The sequence below is a fragment of the Sorangium sp. So ce726 genome (genome assembly GCF_051521405.1).
GTDB lineage: Bacteria > Myxococcota_A > Polyangia > Polyangiales > Polyangiaceae > Sorangium.
This window is the reverse complement of the sequence record NZ_CP150349.1, coordinates 3,279,500-3,300,191: the sequence shown is the minus strand read 5'-3', so window position 1 is coordinate 3,300,191 and position 20,692 is coordinate 3,279,500. Positions and strand designations below refer to the sequence as shown.

The 20,692-nt window shown below is 67.2% G+C and carries 14 protein-coding genes and 1 pseudogene; 6 read left to right on the top strand and 9 right to left on the bottom strand.

Annotated elements, in window-relative coordinates:
• Positions 1 to 288 precede the first annotated feature (288 nt).
• The 9 genes from WME79_RS12535 to WME79_RS12495 all read right to left on the bottom strand — a co-directional run bounded on the left by WME79_RS12535 (position 289) and on the right by WME79_RS12495 (position 11,298).
• The gene (locus WME79_RS12535) at positions 289 to 846 is read right to left on the bottom strand and encodes a dihydrofolate reductase family protein (RefSeq protein WP_437535040.1); all 558 of its coding nucleotides are present in this window, start codon (positions 844 to 846) and stop codon (positions 289 to 291) included.
• 270 nt (positions 847 to 1,116) lie between these two features.
• Positions 1,117 to 3,201 (bottom strand): FG-GAP-like repeat-containing protein, encoded by a 2,085-nt coding sequence (locus WME79_RS12530; RefSeq protein WP_437535039.1) that lies wholly within the window; start codon positions 3,199 to 3,201, stop codon positions 1,117 to 1,119.
• Positions 3,202 to 3,554: 353 nt separating this feature from the next.
• Positions 3,555 to 3,698 carry a hypothetical protein gene (locus WME79_RS12525; protein ID WP_437535038.1) on the bottom strand — a complete coding sequence of 48 codons (144 nt, stop codon included), beginning with the start codon at positions 3,696 to 3,698 and terminating at the stop codon, positions 3,555 to 3,557.
• 214 nt (positions 3,699 to 3,912) lie between these two features.
• Positions 3,913 to 5,499, bottom strand: coding sequence for an outer membrane protein assembly factor BamB family protein (locus WME79_RS12520; RefSeq protein ID WP_437535037.1), 1,587 nt, complete (start codon positions 5,497 to 5,499; stop codon positions 3,913 to 3,915).
• A 755-nt stretch (positions 5,500 to 6,254) separates the two neighbouring features.
• A complete protein-coding gene (locus WME79_RS12515; protein ID WP_437535036.1) occupies positions 6,255 to 6,410 on the bottom strand; it encodes a hypothetical protein in 156 nt (51 codons plus the stop codon).
• 113 nt (positions 6,411 to 6,523) lie between these two features.
• A complete protein-coding gene (locus tag WME79_RS12510; RefSeq protein ID WP_437535035.1) occupies positions 6,524 to 8,161 on the bottom strand; it encodes a hypothetical protein in 1,638 nt (545 codons plus the stop codon).
• Positions 8,162 to 9,104: 943 nt separating this feature from the next.
• Complete coding sequence (locus tag WME79_RS12505) at positions 9,105 to 9,488, bottom strand: hypothetical protein (RefSeq protein ID WP_437535033.1); 384 nt, start codon at positions 9,486 to 9,488, stop codon at positions 9,105 to 9,107.
• A gap of 155 nt (positions 9,489 to 9,643) precedes the next feature.
• Positions 9,644 to 10,117 carry a hypothetical protein gene (locus WME79_RS12500; protein ID WP_437535032.1) on the bottom strand — a complete coding sequence of 158 codons (474 nt, stop codon included), beginning with the start codon at positions 10,115 to 10,117 and terminating at the stop codon, positions 9,644 to 9,646.
• Positions 10,118 to 10,365: 248 nt separating this feature from the next.
• Positions 10,366 to 11,298 carry a DMT family transporter gene (locus WME79_RS12495; protein ID WP_437535031.1) on the bottom strand — a complete coding sequence of 311 codons (933 nt, stop codon included), beginning with the start codon at positions 11,296 to 11,298 and terminating at the stop codon, positions 10,366 to 10,368.
• Positions 11,299 to 11,464: 166 nt separating this feature from the next.
• On the opposite strand from WME79_RS12495, the pseudogene WME79_RS12490 reads away from it, so the two are divergent.
• The 6 genes and pseudogenes from WME79_RS12490 to WME79_RS12465 all read left to right on the top strand — a co-directional run.
• Positions 11,465 to 12,385 (top strand): annotated as a pseudogene (locus WME79_RS12490) (ATP-binding protein); the annotation flags it as partial.
• Between the two features lie 219 nt (positions 12,386 to 12,604).
• Positions 12,605 to 14,272: a hypothetical protein gene (locus WME79_RS12485; RefSeq protein WP_437540141.1), complete on the top strand. Its 1,668-nt coding sequence runs from the start codon at positions 12,605 to 12,607 to the stop codon at positions 14,270 to 14,272.
• A 117-nt stretch (positions 14,273 to 14,389) separates the two neighbouring features.
• Positions 14,390 to 16,183, top strand: a complete 1,794-nt coding sequence (locus WME79_RS12480; RefSeq protein WP_437535030.1) for an ATP-binding protein — start codon at positions 14,390 to 14,392, stop codon at positions 16,181 to 16,183.
• Positions 16,180 to 18,672: an ATP-binding protein gene (locus WME79_RS12475; RefSeq protein ID WP_437535029.1), complete on the top strand. Its 2,493-nt coding sequence runs from the start codon at positions 16,180 to 16,182 to the stop codon at positions 18,670 to 18,672. Before WME79_RS12480 ends, WME79_RS12475 begins: the two co-directional genes overlap by 4 nt.
• Before the next feature lie 129 nt (positions 18,673 to 18,801).
• Positions 18,802 to 20,232 (top strand): carotenoid oxygenase family protein, encoded by a 1,431-nt coding sequence (locus WME79_RS12470; RefSeq protein WP_437535027.1) that lies wholly within the window; start codon positions 18,802 to 18,804, stop codon positions 20,230 to 20,232.
• 23 nt (positions 20,233 to 20,255) lie between these two features.
• The gene (locus WME79_RS12465) at positions 20,256 to 20,690 is read left to right on the top strand and encodes a DUF2141 domain-containing protein (RefSeq protein WP_437535026.1); all 435 of its coding nucleotides are present in this window, start codon (positions 20,256 to 20,258) and stop codon (positions 20,688 to 20,690) included.
• Positions 20,691 to 20,692: the final 2 nt, after the last annotated feature.

The window sequence follows — 20,692 nt, the reverse complement described above, 5'->3', positions numbered from 1 at the left end:
GCCGCCGCCTCGGCACGCGCGCGAACAGGGCGCGGAGCTCGGGCGGGATTCTCTGCAAATGCACGCGTCGTCACCGCGTTCGTTCGAGTGGATCCTCTTACGGCCACGCGCAACCGACCCGCGCTTCCAGATGGATGGGCGGTCGGGCGTTTGCGAGAACGTCGACCGACTCGCCAGGGCGGCTTCCGAGAAGGCTTGCCTCCTCCGGACCTCCTGCACGCGGACGCCAGAAGATGAGCCCCCGAACGCTTCTCGCCGCGGCCGCGCTCGCGCACTTCGGTCTCTGAGTCAGCGCGCGCGCCGGTAGTGCATCGCCACCGCGCCGCAGCGGAGCGGCTTGGCCGAGACCAGCTCGAGCTGCCGCGTGGCGGGCAGCCCGCTCTGGTACAGGGTCGGGCCGTGGCCGGCGAGCCTGGGGTGGACGAGGAACTTGTACTCGTCGATGAGATCCAGCCGATCCAGCTCGGTCGCGAGCTTGCCGCTGCAGAGGAGCACGCCGGCCGGGGTCGCGTCCTTGAGCTTCTGCACGCCCATGCGCAGATCGCCGGCGATGTGGTGGCTGTTGGTCCACGGGAAGTCCTTGCGCGTGGACGACACCACGTACTTCGGCTTGTTCTCCAGCTTGACCGCCCACTCGCGCCTCGCCGGAGGCGCCTCCTCGTCGCCGCGGGCGACCGCCGGCCAGTAGCTCTCCATCATCTCGTAGGTGACGCGGCCCCACAGCATCGCGCCGCTCTCGTCCATGAGGCGGGTGAAGAGGGCGTGCGTCTCGTCGTCGGCGATCCCCTCCTGGTGGTCGACGCAGCCGTCCAGGGTGACGTTGATGGTGAAGGTCAGCAGTCCCATGCGGCGAGTCTCCTTCGGAACGAGGCATCGGTCAATGTTCCGGTATTGCAATGCGCACCGCGAGGCTCTCGGCTTTGTCATCTCGCAAGACTCTCGAGTCCGTGGTGTCGCAAAGCACAGGCCCAATCTGGCGTTCTGGCAAGATGTGCAGCTGCAGGGATTCCTGCGAGGATGGCGAAGATCCGCTCGACCCTTCGACAGACACGGGCGATCCCATCGCCTCCGACACCTTCACCGGCCGCCGCGCGAAGGCGAGCCCCTGAAGGCGGGTCAGAGTCCGTTGGGGATCACGGTGAGGGTGCCGGATCCCCCGTTGGTCAGGATGAGATCGTCGTACCCATCGGCATCCAGGTCTGCGACGGCGATGGCGTTGGGGCCGGGCGAGGTGCCGGTCGGGACGACCGAGCCCGCGGTGAAGGTCCCATCGCCATTGCCGGTCATCGGGCGGACGCCGCCCGATGAGGTGGTGACCAGGATGTAGGCGTCGAGCTTGCCGTCGCCGTTGAAATCACTGGCCACGACCCCCAGCGCCGAGTTGGCGATCGCGCTGGATGACGCGGTGGACTGAACGCCGCTCGCGAACGTGCCGTCGCCGTTCCCTTTGAAGAAGAAGAGGAACCGGCCGGCCGCGCCGTTCGAGAGGATGTCGAGCTTGCCGTCGCCGTCGGCGTCGCCGAAGGCGATGCCCGCCGTCTGGCCGTTGGCGGAGTTGGTGTAGGCGAGTGGCGCGGCGAACGAGCCGTTGCCCTGGTTGAGGAGGATCGACAGGCGTGCGGAGCCGGGGCTCGTCACCACGAGATCGGAGGAGCCGTCGCCGTTCAGATCGCGGCAGGCGATGCTCGACTGCACGCCCCCGGTGCCCGCGATGGCGATGAGCGTGGGCGCGCCGAAGCTGCCCCCGCCGGTGCCCATGATCACGCTCACCTGGCTCAGGGCCACGCTGGTGGTGGCGATGTCGGCCACCCCGTCGAGATCGAAGTCCGCGGCGCAGAGGTGGACGGAGCCCGGGGTTCCGGTGGTGAAGCTCGTCGGCGCGCCGAAGATTCCGGGCGCGCTCGGGCCCTGGTTTCGGTAGACGCTGATGCTCCCGTTGCTGGCGGGCAGGTTGGTCTGGCCGTCGACGGTGACGGCGTCGAGCCACCCGTCGCCGTCCACGTCCACCGCCACGACCGCGTTGCTGGAGAGCGGGGCGCCCGTGGTGTAGAGCTCCGGCCGGACGGTCGCGTCGCCGTTGCCGTGAAACACGGAGAGCGACCCGGAGGGGGTCGTCGACGACCCGGATTCGGCGTTGGCCACGAGGATGTCGAGCTCACCGTCGTTATTCACATCGGCGACCGCGGGAGCCAGCGGGTTGTGGGGCACAGAGACGCTGATCGGTGTGCCGGGGACCTGGCCGGAGGGCGGGTCCTGGCAGCCACCGTTCGAGCAGATTTGACCCGCCGCGCACGCGTTGTCACAGGCATTGCAGTGGGAGGCGTCGCTCTGGAGGTTCACCTCGCAGCCGTCGGACGTGAGCCCGTTGCAGTCCGCGAGGCTGCCTTCGCACGCCTCGCAGCTGGTGCCGTCGTAGGTGGGCAAGCACTCACAGATGTAGCTGTTGATGCCGTCGACGCAGGTCCCGCCGTTCTGGCACGGGCTTTCGGCGCACTCGTCGATGTCGGTCTCGCAGTTGTCGCCGGTGAAGCCGGGCAAGCACGCGCAGGTGTACCTGTTGATGCGGTCGATGCAGGTCCCGCCGTTCTGACAGGGGCTTTCGGCGCACTCGTCGATGTTGGTGCAGGTCACGCCGTCGCCCTCGTACCCCGCGTTGCAAGCGCAGGTGAAGGAGCCCGACGTATCGATGCATGTAGCGTTCGCGTCGCAGTCGCCGGTGCCCAGGGCGCACTCGTCGACGTCGGTGCACGTCACGCCGTCGCCGGAGTACCCTGCGTTGCAAGCGCAGGTGAAGGAGCCCGCCGTGTTGGTGCACGCCGCGTTCGCGTCGCAGTCGTCGGTGCCCAAGGCGCACTCGTTCACATCGGTGCACGTCACGCCGTCGCCGGAGTACCCTGCGTTGCAAGCGCAGGTGAAGGAGTCCGCCGTGTTGGTGCACGCCGCGTTCGCGTCGCAGTTGTCGGTGCCCAGAGCGCACTCGTTCACATCGGTACATGTGCCGCTATGGCAGGTGAGGCCGTCGCAGCACGGCACCGTGGCGTCGCACGGTGCGTTCACGGCCAGGCAGCCCTGGCCGCCCGCGTCCCCGTTGTCATCGCCGTCGGCCACGGAGGGGCCGGCGCTGGTGCAGCTCGCGAGCAGCAGGCTGGAGAACGCGGGGATCGCCAGACAGCTGAAAAGAGAGCTCTTGCGATAGCTCATGGTTTGTCCTCTGTTTTTTTGTTGAAGCCCCGGGGGGTGCCGCGCGAGCCCCCGGATCCCGCGCTGAGCTCGCGCGAAATCAGTGTACACCACCTCATCGGGCCTGTTTGCCCGGTACCGCGCACATCACGGGTTCAAGCACGAGCAGCCCCCCCCGGGTCCAGGCGCGCTCCGCTGCTACTGCTGCTGCCTGAATGCCTCAGCTGCAGAGCGCGCCCCTCATCGTGCGACTGCGTACAATCCGCCGTCGATGGAGGAGTTTTCAGCTCACGTAGGATGCTCCAGCCAGGCGAGCTCACGTAGGATGCTCTGACCAGGCGAGCCACGTAAACAGAAAGGGGCGAAAAGGCGGGTCAGAGTCCGTTGGGGACCACAGTGAGGGTGCCGGATCCCCTGTTGGTCAGGATGAGATCGTCGTACCCATCGGCATCCAGGTCCGCGGCGGCGATGGCGTTGGCGCCGGGCGAGGTGCCGGTCGAGACGACGGAGGACGCCATGGCTCGGTGAGAAGGGCGAGGGTTTCTGGGGCGGAGAACATGGCCCAGTGCCTCGGTTTAGAGCGTCTAACAGAATCTCCCGTCGCCGGCCTTCGGATACGCGGCGCTCGCCGTCGTTGCTCGGGCTCCAGCGTAGCATCACTACGCTTCCGCCCTCGCGCCTAGGCGAGCTTGCGTCTCCTCGGCCGGCTCGGTCCGATTCTGTTAGGCGCTCTCAGTTCGGCAACCCAAACGCATAGAGCTTGTTGTTGGGCGTTCCGCTCCTGTAGCCAGACCCCCAGTAGAGCATCCCGTCGGATATGGCGGCCCCAGACAGGCAGGAACCACCGCTGGCGAAGTCCCACAATATGGCCCCGTTCGCCGCATCGAGTGCATACATGTGCCCTCGAGGGTCGAGCGAGCAGCCAAACACGATGCCGTTGGCCGTGGTGACTGGACCCGAGGTGCCGCCGCCCCATGGAGGGGTGATCTGCCAGAGGAGTTTACCGGTCCGCGCATCGAGCCCGCTCCACATGCCATCGGTCGTGATGGTCCCATCCGGGAGCGTCCACGGCACGAAGTTGCTGTTGGCGTTCGCGGTATAAATGCGGGTGCCATCCACGGCGGAGCCCCACTGGAGACCGCCCGCGGTGCCGCCGGGTCCTGCCTGGGTGACCCACCGGAGGTCCCCGGTATCGGCGTCGAGTTGCCAGTACTGGCCGCTTTTCTGCCCGGCTCCCACCACGTCCACCGGCTTGCCGTGATCAGCCTTCACCGTGAACAGGGCAGGCGCCTGGCCGAAGTCGAAGTCGGGGCCCGCCGGCTGCGGACAAAGGTCGCCGTCCGCACCTGGGAACGGAGTGCAGTCCACCGTCCACGCATCGTATGGAATGGCCCGAGTGGCCCAGCGGATGGCACCCGTGTTCATATCGAGCGCTACAACGCTGTCGAAGTGGTTGTCGGGCGCCGAGCACGCCGCCATGGTATCCGGATCCCCCGCATTGGCCACGCAGGCGAGAACGTCCTCTGGCACCGAGTAGTTATTGCCCGTAGCGATGTAGATCTGCTTGCGCTTCGTGTCGATCGCCGGAGAGCTGCCCCACACGGCATTGCCGGTATATCCCGCCGGGGCCAGGTACGTCTTCCAAAGAATCGCACCGGTGGCAAGGTCCAGGGCGAGCATGCTCCCCCGGAACGACAACTCATAGCCGGGCACGACTGCGGCGGCCAGCTCTTCCTGTGAGGACACGCCGACGTACACTTGCCTGCCGAACACGGTGGGTGACTGGGTGATGATGGCGGCCAGGTGTGGATCCGCCACGGTATTCCAGACGAGCTCACCTGTGAACTTGTTGAACGCGAGCACCCTGCCCCCCGGCCCGCCGCCGGGCGTGAGGACCGATCCCGGCGTTCCCTGCGTTCCGACAATCACCTTGTCCCCGGTCACCGCAGGAGTCACCCGGGCCACGTCCAAGAGCACTCCACTTGCGTCAGGAATACTGGCGACCCACTTGATGGCGCCGGTCAGCTTGTCGACAGCGTACAGGCTCCCGGCCCAGTCGGGGACGTACACCGTGTCGGCATCGACGGCCGGAGTCGCCGAGACGTCGCCCCCGGTTTCGAGGACCCACCTCGGCACGAGACCGCTCACGTTCTCCACCGTGAGCGTGTGTTCGGACTGCTGGTATCGAGTGTTCTGCCGGTTCCCGCCCGCCGATGTCCACTCAGCACCTTGCGAAGCCGACGCAGTGTCAGACACGAGCGGCACTACGGCCAGCGCTGCCAGAGCGATCGCCGCAAGCGTTCTTCTCTCCGCGTTCATGTCTCCGAGCTCTTTCCAAGCCATATCCCCTCCCCATGATTGGGTGATTCCCTAATTCGATCCCCCTGTATTCCTCAGCCCGCCCGTCAGCTGCGAAAGGCGACGGCATACGGTCGTCGCTCGTCGGCACATCAGTCATCGGAACGGCTCGAAAGGAATGTTTACCAGTAAGAGCGCCTAACGGAATCGGACCGAGCCGGCGGAGGAGGCGCAAGCTCGCCTAGGCGCGAGGGCGGAAGCGTAGTGATGCTACGCTGGAGCCCGAGCAACGACGGCGAGGGCCGCGTATCCGAAGGCCGGCGACGGGAGATTCTGTTAGACGCTCTAAAATTCGGGGGAGAGAGTGTTCTCTGGAATAGCCCCGGTCAAGCGAATTATTCGCCCGACCCCGTCCCTGCCAAACCCTTGCAAGTCACCTCCGCCGTCGGCGCAACTCGACGCGATTTCATTGGACCTGCACATGCGGGGCGTATTGAAACGTCACCTTCATGCCGAAGGCTGGCCGCGTTCCTGCGGGAAGGAGCATCGCTCAAGCCAGCGCGTAGGTAGAAGAAGCCGGATCGCAGCGCGAGGAAGTGTAGCGCGGCAGAGCGAAAAGGTGGGACCGCGAGCGTCATGATGGCTCGGTCCTGGGTCGAAAGAGCGTGGTCCGGGCGGCGCCGAGCGCTACGGGGCGCATCGGCGTGCCTTGGGCACACGTGTCCGTCCGGGCGTTGGTCTGGCCCGGGATGCGCGTCGCGAGACGCTATGCGGCGTCACCGGGCGCCTTGCGGCGCACAACGGTGCTTTTCCAGTACGGTGGTCGCCGCGTGGATGCTGGGAGAGCGTGCTGGAACATCGGTCGGCTCGCCGAGCGCGGAGAGGAAGCGGACGATGTTCCGGGGCTCAGTGACCATGGCGACGAGCTTCATCCGCCCCTTGCAAGTTGGGCACTCGAGGACATCGATCGCAAATGTGCGGCGCAAGAGTTCGGCGCGGTTTGTCGACCGCCCGATAGCCGCCACGCTTGCGTTTCGGAGCGGCGTCATCGTCCGCCGCCCTTCCCGACCACCACGATGGTGTTGTTGCTTCCGCTGTTGACGACGTCGGAGGCGTTGAAGACTTTCGCCGTGCAGGACTGCGAGCCAGGGCCCAGCAAGATGGGCTGCCCGCTGAAGTTGGCGAAGTGGTTCAGCGTCAGCAGGTCGTTCGTGCAGCGCAGCGGCGTGCCCAGGATGATGTTCGGCGCGCCCACGCTGATGCCCAGCGGAGCGCTGCCCGACAGCACGTTGTGGTCGGCCACCAGGCCTTTGCCCATCAGGTGCTCGATGAGGCTGCTCCCAAAGCCCGGCGCCGCATCGATATGGTTGTGGCGCACCGAAGGCTGGAGGTACGGAGGCGCCCCGTCGAGCTCGCTGAGGTCCGCGATGAACAGGGACGACGCGTTGAAGCCGCCTGTCGCCACCGCCTGGATCTCGTTGTGGGCGAAGCTCACCGTCGAGGGCTCCTTGGGCCAGCCGTCCGTCAGGGTGAGGCTCTGGCCCGCGATCACGCCCGCGGCGTGCGCGTTCGAGTTGAGGAAGCGGTTGTGCTTCACCGTCACCGGCGCGTTCGACGGGCTCAGCAGCAGCGTCCCGAAGGCAATCTGAAAGGGATCCGTTGCCACGCCGCGCCCCGAATCGTCGAAGACGTTGTTCTCGATATCGGCGAACGCCTGCGGGTAGACGTCCTGCGGCGGGAACGGGAAGCGGAAGGCGCTTTGGGCCTCGAAAGCCGCCAGGGAGGCGGGCGGCGACAGGAGCGTCTCCACGGCCACCGAGTGCAGCTGGGTATGCTCGAAATCACAGTTCTTCACCGTCACGAGCCCGTTCACCGGGATGTGGTCGAACTCATTCCAGCCACCGACGGCGGTGCCGGGCGTGACCGGCAGCCACTGTTCGCCGCCGATGAACACCAGGCCCGCCATCAGATTGCTGCCCAGCGTCGGGCTCAGGATCTGGCCGTACACGCCCACGTTTTTGATCGACACGTTGTAATGCTCCACCTCGAAGTCCTGCGCCGGATCGTAGCTGCCCTTGGATCCGGTCACCAGCACGGCCGCCCACACCGGCCTGACCTCGGTGCCGTAGTAAGTCAACGTTGGCCCCTCGCCCTCGACGGTGAACGACAGATTGCGCAGCGTGAGGTTCGTGCTGGTCAACTGCCAGGGCGTCTTGCACGAAGGCGGCTTGTTGAAGACCGCCAGGATCGGCGGAAAGCCCGGTGGGAACAGCTGTTTACGATACGCTTTATTCAGCATGGGGAACACGTACGTGCCGTTCGCGGCGCGGCCGCGCGCCACCAGCACGGTATCGTTCATGCCGGCGCCATGCACCTCCGCGTCCAGGCCCTCGGCCGCCAGCGTCTCGCTCACGTGGAACGTGCCGGCGTCCAGCGCGATGCGGCCGCCGCGCGCCACGTTTTTCAGCGCCCATTGCAGGTTCCTCGTGTCGGTCGCCATGCGCCGGAAATCATCTTGCAGCCCCACCGGCGTCACCCGGATGACCCTGCCGTTCCCCACCACCTGCACGTGGTCGGGATCGGGAGGCACGGGTCGCGCCATGGCATGCGTCGTGGCAGCGGTGAGCAGCACGAAGAGCGCCGCGCCGACGGCCTTGGGGGTACCTTCGTTGACTCTCGCCATTCTTCTTCCTCGCGGTGCTTTGCCGGATGCTCCCGGCTGCGGACGGGCCCAACGATGCCACTCGGCGGCGCCTGCGCCACGCCACCCTCGCCGTACTTGCCGGTCGTTCGCCTCCTGCTCCGGGTGCATTCGGAGCCTGACGGGACGTCGGGATCGTCAATTGAACGCGAAATGGCTCCGTGGCACGAAAGCTCCATGTGCTCGGTCACCTTGACAACGGCGTCCGATCGCGCGCCGCGACCTCGACCCGTCGGGCACCTTCGCCAACGCCCCCCGGGGGGCACTCCTCTCGGGGGCCTAAACTCTATTTGCGCGCTATCGCAGCCAACAGCTTACCGACCGCTGCGTGTGCGTCGCGGGCAGCCTCGATCGAGGGATTTCCAACGGGCATCCCTTGGAGCAATCGCGTCGCCGCATCGTGCGCGACGACTGCAACGTCGTGGTCGCTGGTCGTGGTGGATAAAACTTTGGCCTCGATCAGCACAGCGAGAAGAGGCGCCCGCGTGTCGCCCCCGGAAAGGGCGGCCAGGGGGCTTGAAGCGCGTAGGCAAATCAAGCCGGATCGCAGCGCGAGGAGGTGTAGCGCGGCAGAGGCGTGTAGGCAAATCAAGCCGGATCGCAGCGCGAGGAAGTGTAGCGCGGCAGAGCGAAAGTGTGGGACCGCGAGCGTCATGATGGCTCGGTCCTGGGTCGAAAGAGCGTGGTCCGGGCGGCGCCGCGCGCGCTAAGGGGCGCATCGGCGTGCCGTGGACACACGTGTCCGTCCGGGCGTTGGTCTGGCCCGGGAGGCGCGTCGCGAGACGCTATGCGGCGTCACCGGGCGCCTTGCGGCGCAGAACGGTGCTTTTCCAGTACGGTGGTCGCCGCGTGGACGCTGGGAGAGCGTGCTGCAACATTGGTCGGCTAGCCGAGCGCGGAGAGGAAGCGGACGATGTTCCGGAGCTCAGTGACCATGGCGACGAGCTTCATCCGCCCCTTGCAAGTTGGGCACTCGAGGACATCGATCGCAAATGGGCGGCGCAAGAGCTCGGCGCGGTTTGTCGACCGCCCGATAGCCGCCACGCTTGCGTTTCGGAGCGGCGTCATCGTCCGCCCTGGCGCGTTCGATGTTTTCGCGCGGCGCCCATAGGCCATTCGAAAACGCCTTCCGGCCTTTCTTCTCGATGATGGCCCACGACGGCCCGAGCTCCTTCACTCGCCGGGTGAGGCCCGCGTCGCCGGGCGGCAGGCATGCCCAACCGAGCGGTGCGCTGCGTCGGGCGCCATCTGGCGCGACGAACACGGTGGGTTCCGAGGTGGGCGCGAGCACGAGCGTCTCGTGAGACACGTCGCCGCTCTAGCTCACCGTGCGGGCCGGAATCAAGGCCGCCGCGTGAGGTCGTTCGGATGGCGCTAGGGGGCCGCGAGGAGCCCACTCGCCGCGCTCGCGCCGCTGATGGTTACAGCGGCGTCCGCGAACCAGCCACGAGCTCTCGCTCGCGTTCAGGGCTCGCCACTCTGGTTCATGCACACCGCGACGTCGGTGGTGTCGGGCGCGAAGCAGGGAACCTCTTCGCCGCCTCCTTCTTCGCCGCAGTCGTGATAGTAGATGCTGACGAAGCCGTACTTCGGGTCGAACTCGATTTCCCGCAGGTCGCAGCGGCGAGCACCTTCGGCGGCGTCGAACAGGGCTTGGACGGGATCGCCCACACGCGGCGAGTCGCCGGTTTCTTCCCAGTCCTCCGGCTCGGCGAAACGTTTGATCGAGGTGTACTCAGCGATGATCGTGTCGGCGGACACCGCGTACAACATGTGGCTGCCGGCGACACCCGTGAATCGGGTCTGAATCACGTATTCTTGCGGGCGCGCGGACGCCCATTGTTCCCGCTTCGCCTCGAAGTCCGGATCGGGATCCCCACAAGCTAAAAGACCCAACGACGACACCATCAGCAGCGAACCCAAAGCTCTCATGCCCATGACCCGTCTCTAGCAAAGACCAGGCCGGCGCAGAAAACGCGCTGAGGTCGCGCCCTGTCTAGCTTTCACCGTGATCGTCGGATCATGACGCCGTCGTCGAAACGGCACGGTCAAGGCCGCAAGAAGCCGGTCCAAACCAATGGGTCATCGGATTGGTTGAGCGCGCAGGCTCTCGTCGCCGAAGCGGTCGACCGGCCTTTCTGGCCGCAGGAGCCCCCGCCGTGCAGATGCTGCCGGACGCCGCCGGGCTACGAGACGCGCTGAGTTTCCGCGCGGGGCTTGGTCGGTTGCAGCGTGACGGCGATCGGCAGTGCCACGCCGAGCAGAATCAGCGAGCCGCCCTCGAGCTCGCGCGTGCTCGGTAGCTCCGCTAACAGCGCGAAGTCGAGCAGCAAGGTGATCACGGGAATCGCCAGGGAGAGGAGCGCAGTGGTACGCGCCGGGAGGTCGCGGGCGGAGAGCAGCAGGCAGACCCGCGCCAGGAAAGGGCCGAAGAAGCCGGCCATTCCGGCGTAGAGGAGCAGCGGTGCGCTCAGCATGCCAGGCCCTGGAAGGCGCTCCACCGCGAACCACAGGCCCACACTGATCCAGAGCCGAAGCGCGTTGAGTACGACGGGCTGGACGCGCCGGATGTAGCGGCGCGAGAGCACGGTGATCGAGCCGACACAAAAGGCCGAGCCGAGCCCGAACAGCACGCCGGCCGGACCGAACGCGCGCGCGTCGAGCTCGGGCGACTGCAGCACCACGAGCCCGCCGCCGGCGATCAACGTGCCCACCCAGAACGAAGCGCGCACCTGCTCCCCGAGCAGCAGCGCCCCGAGCAGCGCCACCCAGATCACCTCGCAGCGTTGCAGCACCGCCAGGCCGGCACCCGACATGCGGCTCACCGCCTCGGCGCTGGCCCAGCTTCCGGCCAGCGTGAAGAGGGCAAGGATCGCCGCGAGCAGTGTCATCTCGCGGATCGAAACCGCCGTGAGCTGCCCAGGATTGCGGGCGAGCGCCAGCAGCGCGCTCGCGCTGTTGAGCACGGCGGCAGAGCTCAGCATCACCAGCACCGCCGCGCTCGGGCTGGCGTGCCGCACCGATTCCTTCCAGGCAACGAGGAAACAGGCGCCCAGCACGGCCCCGAGCAAGGCGAACGCGAGGCCGCGTCTCGCTTGGCTGGATGAAGTGAAGACCATCGGGCGTGATTTTCGATTGCTTGGTGCCGAGTGCAACGTCTTTTCAAGCCGAAGCTCGCGTGTTATCAAGGCCTTGCGCCGAGAGGCGCGCGCAGGCCGTCCGGAGGAAGTTGTGAAGAGTGTCGTCGCTGCCCGGTCATCGCGGTCCTTCACCTTCGGACCCTTCATGCTGCTCCCGGAGCGGCAGCTGCTGCTCCGGGACGAGAAGGCGGTTCGCATCGGGGGCCGCGCCCTCGACATCTTGACTGCGCTCGTGCAGCGCGCGGGTGACCTCGTGACGAAGGGCGAGCTGCTCGCCCAGGTCTGGCCGGACACGACCGTCGACGAGAGCAACCTGAAGGTCAACATGGCAGCCCTCCGGCGCGTGCTCGAGGGAGGCCCGGACGCTGTCCAGTACATCGCCACGGTCATCGGGAGCGGCTATCGGTTCGTGGCTCCCGTGCAGGTCATCGCACCGGTCGATCTCCCGCTCGAGGCAAGCCCCCCGTCGACCCCGAACCACAACTTGCCGTTCTCGACGACGCGCATCTTCGGGCGCGCCGATGCGATCGCCGCCATTCGACGCGATCTCGAGCAATCCCGGCTGGTCTCGATCGTGGGCCCCGGCGGCATCGGAAAGACCACCGTCGCCCTCGCCGTCGCCGAAGCGGCGCTCGAGGCGTTTGGCGACGGCGTCTGGCTGGTCGACCTGGCGCCGCTGGCGGACGCGGATCGGACGGTCAATGCCATCGCCGAGGTATTCGGCCTTCAGGGCCACTCGGCGGACATGGCCGCCGTTGTGTGCGAGTACCTTCGCAACCGACAGATGCTGCTCGTGCTCGACAACTGCGAGCACGTCCTCGAGGGCGCGGCTGCGAGCGCAGATCGTATCCTGTCGAGCGCGGCCGGCGTGAAAATCCTCGTCACGAGCCGGGAGCCGCTTCGGTTGGCGAAGGAGCGTGTTCAAAAGCTGTCTGGGCTCGAGATCCCGCCGGACTCCTCGTCTCTCGACGCACGGAGCGCCCTCGATTTCGCGGCCGTCCAGCTCTTCGCCGAGCGCGCGACCGAAGCCCAGGGGGACTTCCCGCTGAGCGACGCCGACGCGCGCATCGCCGGCGAAATCTGCCGGAAACTGGACGGACTCGCGCTCGCCATCGAGCTGGCCGCCACGCGCGTCAGCGCGTTCGGCGTGAGCGGTCTGTTGCGCCAGCTCGACGATCGATTCCGCCTCCTCGGCGGGCGACGCGCGGGTCCGGAGCGGCAGCGCACGCTCTGGGCGACGCTCGACTGGAGCTACGGCCTTCTCGAGGAACACGAGGCCGCCCTCTTGCGCGCCGTCTCGGTGTTCGCGGGCGCGTTCGACCTCGACGGTGCAGCGGCCGTATCCGCGGCGCGCTCGGTCGCTGTGCTCGACGCGCTCGCGAGCCTGTCTGCGAAGTCGCTGCTCGCCGTGGAGCCCGAGGGCGATGGCGTGACATGCCGCCTCTTGGAGACGACGCGCGCTTACTCCGTCGGACGCCTCCGTGACAGCGGCGAGGAGCAGGCCGTGCGGAGGCGCCACGCCGAGCACGTCTGCGCGGTGCTCGACAAGGCGAAGGCCGAGTGGGCACGGCGTTCGGCACGCGAGTGGGGCGCGGCCTATGGTCCGCTGGTGGACGACCTCCGCAGCGCGCTCGCGTGGGCCGGCTCCGATGCGGCGCACCGATCGCTCCTGATCGAGCTGACGGTCGCCGGCACGTTGCTCTGGAACCATCTGTCGCTGACCGTCGAATGCCGGGCTCACGTCTCGCGCGCGCTCGAGGAGCTGGAGCACCAGGGACTGGTCGGCACGCCGAGCGAGATGCAGCTCAGGATGTCGCTCGCCGCGGCCACGTTGTTCACGCGCGGGCCAATCCCCGATGTACTCGTGGCGCTGCAGCGCACGCTCGAACTCGCCGAGCGATGCGGGGATGTCGACCACCGTCTGCGCAGCCTCCGCACCATCGGCTCCTATAACAGCTTCAGCGGCCAGTACGCAACCGCGATCGCCACGTACGAGAGGTTCGCCAGCGTCGCCTCCGAGCACGATCCCTCCGCCTTGCCGGACGGCGAGACGCACCATGGCATCGCCGAAATCTTCGTCGGTCGACTGCAGAGCGCTCGCAGGCGGCTGGAGCGCCTGGAGCAGCAAAGCTTGCTGGGCTTCGACGACTCGCGGCTCGCTCGCTTTCTCTACGACCGCAACGTCGACATCGGCAACGTCCTGTCCTACGCCCAGTGGCTCACCGGCTCCCCGGACACCGCCGCACAGACGGCCGAGGCCACGGTCAGACAAGCGCTCAAGGTCAAGCACGGGTTGTCGCTGAGCAATGCCCTCGCCGTCGCTGCCTGCCCCACCTTCTTCATGAGTCGCCGCTACGAGGAGTGTGGCCGCTACCTCGCCATGCTCGACGATCAAGTCCGGCAGCAGGGCATCGTCATCTGGTCCCGGACCGCCCGCTTCTATCGCGGCGCGCTGGCATGCGCTCAAGGCGAGCCTTCTCGGGGGGTCGAGGACCTCGAGCGAGCCGTCGTGGAGTTTCGCGCCATCAGTCAGCTGGATCGGATCGCCTGGCAGCTCGCCGTCCTGGCCGACGCGCTCGCCAGGAGCGGCCGCCTCGCCGACGCGGTCACGACGATCCAGGAGGCGGTCGACTCGGGGCGCACGCGCGATGAGCGCTGGTGCATGCCGGAGGTCTTGCGCATCCAGGCCTCCATTCTGACTGCAACGGGTCGCCCGGACGAAGCCGAACCGGTTCTCCTCGAGGCGCTGGCGGTGGCCCGCGACATCGGTGGGCTGTCGTGGCTACTCCGCGCAGCCATCGACCTTGCACGCCTCTGGCAGCTGCGCTCGCGGAGCGCCGAGGCACACGCGCTGCTACTGCCCATCTACACCGAGTTCACAGAGGGATTCGCGACCGGGGACCTCGTCGACGCCGCCGAGCTGATCGCGGCAACGGCCCCCTCCAGGAACTGACAGGCCGGGGGGAACTGGCAGGTTAATTGAGGTAAATCCCTGGCAGCGTCGCGCGCTCGCCATGGACGTGCCGGAAGCCACCTGCCAGAGTCGGTTGGCCTGACCTCGGGCATCGCGATGTATTCTCAGTTACCGAAACCTTGCGCGCGGAATTTGCCCGCTGAAGGGGGGGCTGCCGGGTCCTTTGCGTTCGGTCAGTTCGTGCTGATCCCGGAGCGTCAACTCTTGCTGGAAGACGGCGCTCCAGTCCGGATCGCCAGGCGTGCTCGCGATCTTCTGACGGCCCTCGTGCTGCGCCCGGGCGAGCTCGTGAGCAAAGACGAGCTGATCGCGCACGCCTGGCCCGAGCTACCGGTCGACGAAGGCAACCTCAAGGTCAACATCGGCGCGCTGCGGCGCGTCTTGCACGACGACCCCGACGAACCACGCTACATCGCGACCGTGGTCGGAAGGGGGTACCGCTTCGTGGCGCCTGTGCGGCGCTCCGACTCCCCCGATCCAGGGTCCAGCGCTGACGCGCTCCCGAAGCCCGCCAGCGCGTTGCCGGCACGTAGCGCGCCCATCTTCGGGAGGGCGGCGATGATCGCTTCCATTCTGCGGGACCTGGCGAGCTCGCGCCTCGTCTCCATCGTGGGCCCCGGAGGAATCGGCAAGACGACCGTCGCGCTCGCCGTGGCTCGTGAGGCCGCGGACGTCTTCGAGGGTGGAGCGTTCTTCGTCGATCTCGCCGCCGTCGACGACAACTCGCGCGTCGTCGATGCGGTCGCCGCGGCGCTCGGCCTCAACACACTTCGGGCTGAAAGTCACGCCGGGCTCGGCGAGCTCCGCGACCGCAAGCTGCTGCTTGTCCTGGACAACTGCGAACATCTGATCGACGCAGTCGCGGGTTGCGCTCATCAGATCTTGACGAGCGCGAAGGACGTTCGGCTGCTCACCACGAGCCGAGAGGCGCTCTGTCTCAAAAACGAGAGAGTGCGGCGACTCACCGGCCTGAGCACCCCTCCAGCCGCGAGTCAGCTTCGAACGGAGCAGGCCCTGGATTTCGCAGCCATTCAGCTGTTCGTCGATCGCGCGACCCACGCGAGCCCTGCGTTCACGCTCAGCGACGCGAATGCCGCCACGATCGCTGAGATCTGTCGCCGTCTGGAGGGGCTCGCTCTCGCCATCGAGTGCGTCGCGCTGCGCATCGAGACGCTCGGCCTGGATGGGATGCTCGACTGCATCGGGAACCGCTCTCTGATGTTCGTCGCCCATCCTGCCGACCCCGAACGGCACCGCACCATGACGGCGCTGATGGACTGGAGCTACAAGCTCCTGTCCGATGACGCGAAGGTGGTCATGCAAAGGCTGTCGACCTTCGCGGGCTCCTTCACGCTGCAGTCGGCCTGCGAGGTGGCTGCCAGGGACGGCGTCGACCCCATTCGCGTGGTCGAGGAGGTGGCGAGCCTTGCCGCGAAGTCCTTGCTTGCCACCGAGCCGCGCGACGGCGAGGTAGACTACCGTCAAAGCGCCGTTGTGCGCGCCTTCGCGCTCGAGAAGCTGGCGGCTCACGGCGATCGCGACGACGCGCAGCGACGCCACGCCGAGCACTTCCTACGCCTGGCAGAGGAGGCCGAAGCCGACGGCGAGACGCTGCCGAAGCTCGCCTGGCTCGCGCGCCACGGCGCGAAGCTCGAGGACATTCGCAGCGCCCTGAGCTGGGCTCTCGACCACCGCGCGAGCGCCGACCTCGCCGTCAGGCTGGCTGTCACTGCGATCCCGTTCTGGAAGCAACACGGGCTGACCAAAGAGGGTCGAGCTGCGCTCGAGCGGGTGCTCGGCGATGGCTTCAGCGCGCATCGGAGCGCGCACGATGACCAGAGGCTGAATGCAGCTCTGGCAGAGATGCACAAAGGGCAGGCAACACCATGACTGACCGCGACCGTGCTCAAGCTGGCAACAACCTCCCCCTCATGACGACGCGCATCGTCGGGCGGGGCGAGACCATCGAGCACATACGACGTGATGTGATCGAAGCGCGGCTCGTGTCGATCGTGGGCCCCGGCGGCATCGGCAAGACCACCGTCGCCCTCGCGGTCGCGGAGCAGGTCCTCGCATCCTTCGAGGATGGCGTGCGGCTTGTCGACTTTGCGCCTCTGAAGGAGCCCTCGCTCGTGCCCCACGCGATCGCGGCCGCGACGGGTCTCGTGGTGCACTCGGCGACCATCATGGCTGCCCTCTGCAGGTTTCTGCGCGACCGCCATACGTTGCTCGTCCTCGACAACTGCGAGCACATGCTCGACGCCATCGCGCCGTGCGTGACGCGGATCCTGGAAGAAGCTCCAGGCGTGCACGTTCTGACGACTGGCCGGGCGCCACTGCGCGCGGCTGGCGAGCAAGTGCATCGCTTGACTGGGCTGGCCGTGCCGTCGAACACGTCCGTCTTGACGGCGAGCGATGCCCTCAGCTTCCCCGCCATCGAGCTCTTCGTCGAGCGCGCCACCGACCGGCTGGAGTCCTTCACGCTCAGCGATACCGACGCGCCCGCCGTGGCCGAAATCTGCAGGAGCCTCGATGGCATCGCGCTCGCGATCGAGCTCGCCGCGATGCGCGTCGACGTCTTCGGGGTGCGCGGTCTGCAGAAGCAGCTCGGGGATTCGTTTCATCTCCTCGGAGAACGGCGCGCGGGCCTGGAGCGGCATCGCACCCTGGCCGCGACGCTCGCCTGGAGCTACGGACTCCTGCCCGCGCACGAGGCCGCCTTGCTGCGCGCCGTCTCCGTGTTTCCAGGCGCCTTCCGTCTCCACGACGCCTCCGCCATCGCGAACCTTGCCCCGGACGACGTGGCGACGATTCTGGCCGAGCTGGCCGCACAATCGCTCCTCTCGGCCGACGGCGATGCCCGCGACGGGATGTACCGGCTGCTGGAGACGACCCGCGCATACTGCCTGGAGAAGCTGGTCGCCAGTGGACACGATCAGCCGGTGCGGCTGCGGCATGCGGAGTACCTGTGCGAGATCATGCAGGGCGCGGCTCTCGAGCTGGCACGGCGACCTGCACGCGAGTGGGGCGCGGCGTATGGACGCTACGTCGATGATCTGCGCGTCGCCCTCTCGTGGGCCGGCGCGGATCCGGCCCGTGGGTCGCTGCTCGTTCGTCTCACGACTGCCGGGACGGTGTTCTGGAATCACTTTTCGCTCACGGGCGAGAGCTGCGCTCACCTCGAGCGGGCGATCATGGCTCTCCCTGAGACGGGCGCCGTCGGGACGGCCGTGGAGATGAGCCTGCAGGCCGCGCTCGCTGGCGCGTTTCTGTACACGCGCGGCATCGTGCCCGAAGCGCGGGCGGCCATGGGGCGAGCTCTCGAGATCGCGCTGCAGCTGAGCGACACCGAGTATCACCTCCGTTGCCTGCGGATGATTGGGACCTACGAGCTCTTCAGCGGAGACAACCAGGCAGGAATGCGGACGCTGGAGGCCTTCGTCTCCATGGCCACCGCTGCAGACCCTTCCGCCCTGGCGGAGGGCGAGACGCACCTGGGCTGCGCCGAGGTGTTCACCGGCCGTCTCGAGAGCGCCCGGCAGCGCCTCGAACGCCTCTACGCGCAGGGTCTGCAGGACCTGAACGACAGCAACTCGCTGCGCTTCTCCTACAACAACAGCATCAACGTGATGATCGTGCTGTCGCACGCGCAGTGGCTGACCGGCTATCCAGAGGCTGCGGCCAAGTCGGCAGCCAGGGTGGTCGAGTACGGCCTCAAAGCCAACCACGAGCTCTCGCTGAGCATCGGCCTCGCCTGGGTCTGTCTCGTGTTCGTGTGGGCCGGACGTGACGAGGAGTGCAGTCTCTATGGTGCGATGCTGGATGACCTCGTCGAACGCCACGGTATCGTCACGTGGCGTCCGATCGCGACGTTCTGCCGCGGTGTTCTCGCGAGCAGGCGCGAGGACACCCTGTGCGAGGGGATCGCGGATCTGGAGCGAACCGTCGCCGAGTGCCGCGCGATGGGGCACATGGCGCGTCTCCCTTACTACATGGCCGTGCTGGCGGAGGCGCTCACCAGGCAGGGCCGTCTCGCCGAGGCCGAGGCGATGATCCTCGAGGCGCTCGCCATGGCGAGGGAACAGAAAGACTACTGCAATTTACCCGAGCTGCTTCGCATTCAGGCGTCCGTGCTCGCCGCGCAGGGCCAGCTGGAAGAGCAAGAGGCGGCGCTCCTTGAGGCGATGTCGCTTGCCGAGAAGTTCGGTGCAGCGTCGTGGCGGCTTCGCGCAGCCAATGATCTCGCGCGTCTATGGCAGTCGCAAGCGCGCACACGCGAGGCGACGCGCATGCTCCAGGCGGTCTTCGACACCTTCACCGAAGGGTTTGGCACGCCTGACCTCGCGACCGCCAGAGCGCTGCTCGACGCGCTCAAGTAAGAGCGTTTTACCTGGCTTAACTCGCGGTCGCTGCGCGCCCGCTCCATGGTTGTCTGCAGACGGCAGCAGCGGCGGGCTCAGCCCGCGGTTGAGCTGGCCGTCTGTCTCGCGGACAAGGAGCGCGCAGCCATGAATACAGATCCCATTTCCAGGAGCATCGAGTCGGTCGTCCCCTTCCGTCGTTCATCCGAGGTACGGGAGGCGCGCGAGGCGGCCGTCACGGGCGAGTTGCCCGAGTGGCTGCACGGCGAGCTCGTGCGGACGTGCCCGGCCGTGTTCGAGGGAGCCCAGTGGCGAGCCCACCACTGGTTCGACGGCCTCTGCATGATCTACGCGTTCCGCATCGGTGCATCCTCGGTGAAGTTCCAGTCGCGGCTGCTCGAGAGCGAGGCGGCCCACGAGATCGCGGAGGGCCCGACGAGCATGAGCTCGTTCGGCACGCCGACGGGCCGGACCTGGTGGCAGCGCGCACTCCAGCCGATACAACGCATCACGGACAACACGAACGTCAACCTCGTCAAGTTCGGTGAAGACCTGGTGGCGCTTACCGAGGGCGACCGGCAGCTGCGCATCGATGCGGCGTCGCTGCGCTCTCTGGGCGCGCTCTCGTACGCACGCGATGCGCTGACCGGCTCCGTCGCCAGCGCTCACCCTCACTTCGACTTCCGCCGCCAGAAGGTCGTCAACTTTGCGACGACGTTCAGCGCGAACGGCCTCGTGTCGATCTACGAGCACGGCGGGGCGGAGCGCAGCCGGCGAGTCATCGGCTCGTGGCGAACGCGCCGGGTGCCTTACATGCACTCGTTCGGTCTGACGCCGACGCGCGCGATCCTCGTCGCGCACCCGCTCCTGGCCAAGCCGCTCGACATGCTGTGGTCGAACCGCGGCTACATCGACCACTTCGAGTGGCGCCCCGAGGAGGGCACGCGACTGGTCGTGATCGACCGCGGCACCGGCAGGGTCGTGGAGTACGAGACCGATCCGATGTTCGTCTTTCACACCGTCAACGCGTTCGAGCGCGACGGTGCGACCGTCCTCGACCTGCTGGCGTACCCGGACGCCGGCATCATGTACGCCCTTCGCGTGGAGCGCATGGTCGACAAGCTGCCCGATCTACGGCCTTCGCTGCTGCGTCTGGTCATGCGTCCCGGCCGAGCGCGTGCCCACGTCGAGAAGCTCAGCGATGTGGGCTTCGAGTTTCCTTCGACGAACTACCGGCGCGTGAGCGGCAGCGACTATGGGTTCGCCTGGGGCGCCTCCGACGGCCCGCATACCGACCGCAAGTATCCATCCAGCATCGTCAAGGTCGACCTTCGGGACGGCAAGTCCAGTGCGTTCTCGGATGGCGAGCACGTCTACGGCGAGCCCGTGTTCGTGGCGCGTCCCGGCGCCAGCAACGAGGACGACGGCGTCCTGCTCTCGGTGGGCACGTCGCAGCGCGCAGAGACCTCGGCCATGGCGATCATCGACGCCAGGACGATGACGCTCGTGGCCAAGGCCGCCGTACCCCAGGCGATCCCGCTGGGCTTTCACGGCTCCTTCATCCGTCAGGACACCTGAGACGCTCAGACCTGGAGCAAATCATGTCCAATCGAATCTCCATCGGGTGTCTGCTCGTTCTGTCGCTCTTCTCGACGGCTGAGGTACGCGCCGCGGGGCCTGGCCTCGAAGTACGTGTGAGCGGCGCGCGCAACGGCGCGGGCCAGATCGGCTGTCTGCTCTTTACCTCCGCGGACGGCTTTCCGGGCGACATCAAGAAGGCTCGCCGGGCCTTGCTCGTGCCGATCGTCGGCGGCATCGGCGTGTGCCATTTCGACGCTCCCGCCGGAACCTACGCGGTCGTCGCGATGCATGACGAAAACGCCAATGGCAAGCTCGACAAGAGCTTCATGGGCGTGCCCAAGGAAGGCTACGGCGCATCGAAGGGTGCGCGAGGCGCCTTCGGCCCCAGGTTCGACGACGCGCGTTTCGCATATGACGGCGGCAGCATGTCGATGCCGATCACCCTCAGGTACTGACC